The organism is Bifidobacterium jacchi (assembly GCF_009078285.1).
GTDB lineage: Bacteria > Actinomycetota > Actinomycetes > Actinomycetales > Bifidobacteriaceae > Bifidobacterium > Bifidobacterium jacchi.
Genome location: NZ_RQSP01000095.1, coordinates 1 through 1,378 on the forward strand (window position 1 = coordinate 1; position 1,378 = coordinate 1,378).

The 1,378-nt window shown below is 63.6% G+C and carries 1 protein-coding gene; it reads right to left on the reverse strand.

Annotated features, from left to right (window positions below; translation table 11 throughout):
* Position 1: 1 nt before the first annotated feature.
* On the reverse strand, positions 2–1,186 hold the full coding sequence (locus EHS19_RS10455) for an IS256 family transposase (protein WP_151917697.1): 1,185 nt from the start codon (positions 1,184–1,186) through the stop codon (positions 2–4).
* Between the last annotated feature and the right edge of the window lie 192 nt (positions 1,187–1,378).

Here is a 1,378-nt window from a genome sequence, read left to right on the forward strand (position 1 = left end):
ATCAGTCCGCTGCTGGTATGGTCTCACCGAGCCGGGACATGTCGAGGTAGCGGCGCGTCGACCACTCGCTGGAGGTCACGTAGCGGACGCGCGCGCAGACGAGCATCAACGCGCTCCTGCCGTCCGGGAACGAGCCGACCACGCGCGTGCGTCGCCTGATCTCGCGGTTCAGCCGTTCGATCATGTTGTTCGTACGGATCCGCCGGCGATGCTCCCTCGGATAGTCGTCGAGCAGGTAGGTCGTCGTCTCCCCGATGCCCTCGCGCAGGCATTTGGCAGCCTCCCTGAGCTTGCGTGATTCCATTTCCTTGGCAACGGATTCCGCCTTCTCCAGCGCCTTGTCGCGCGATTCCATGCCGAACACGGCCTTGAGCGCGTCCGCCGCCCACTCCCGGTTTTTGGGGTTGACCTTGGCGAGGACATTGCGTTCGAAGTGCACCATGCACCGCTGATAGCGGGCCTCCGGCAGCAATTCGTTCACGGCGGCCACGAGTCCCGCGCACCGGTCGCCCGTCACCAACCGCACGCCCTTCAACCCACGCGCGAGCATGCCGGTGATGAATCCACGCCAGCTTTCCGCGTCCTCCTTCATGCCCTCGGCCACGGACAGCACCTCCCTGTGGCCGTCCATGCCGACGCCGATGGCGACCAGCACGCTCACGCTCTCCACCGAGCCGCCCCAACAGCGCTTGTGCCACACGCCGTCCATGAACACGTACGCGTACTCCTGCACCAGCGGGCGCTCCCGCCATTCGTCGATTTCGGCGTAGATGCGCTTGAGCTTGTCGCTCAGGGTCTGCGAGGGCATGCGGTCGCCCCACAGGAGCTGGCTGACGTCATCGACCTGACGCGTGCTCACGCCGGCCAGATACATGTCGATCAACGCCTCCTCGACGCTTTCCTCTCGCCGCCGGTAGCGTTCGATCACGGCCGACTCGAACACTGCGCCCTTGAGCTTCGGCACCTTCAGGCTCATCTTGCCGGCCTTGACGGTCAGATCCCGCTCGTAATGGCCGGCGCGGTACGCCTTCCGATCCCCGCTGCGCTCGTAACGGGCGGCGCCCGTGATCTCGTCGGCCTCGGCGTCCAGCATCGCGTTCAGGGTCTCCTCGACGCTTTTGCGGACCATCCGGTCCAGGGTGGTCTCCAACATGGCCTGGTCGACCTGTAGAATCTGCTGTGACATGGCTACGTGCCCTCTTTCCAATCGCGATTTGTTTTGTTTGGCGACAGAAAATCGTACACAGGACACGGGCCATGCCCTTCCATCTCAAGCCCAAACCAAAGTGCGCAAAAAATCGGGCCTTATCTGCGGCGTTGATGAGTTCGAGCATCCTCTCGGATGGTTTCCTGTAGTCGAGTGTTTTGCGGGGCCGGT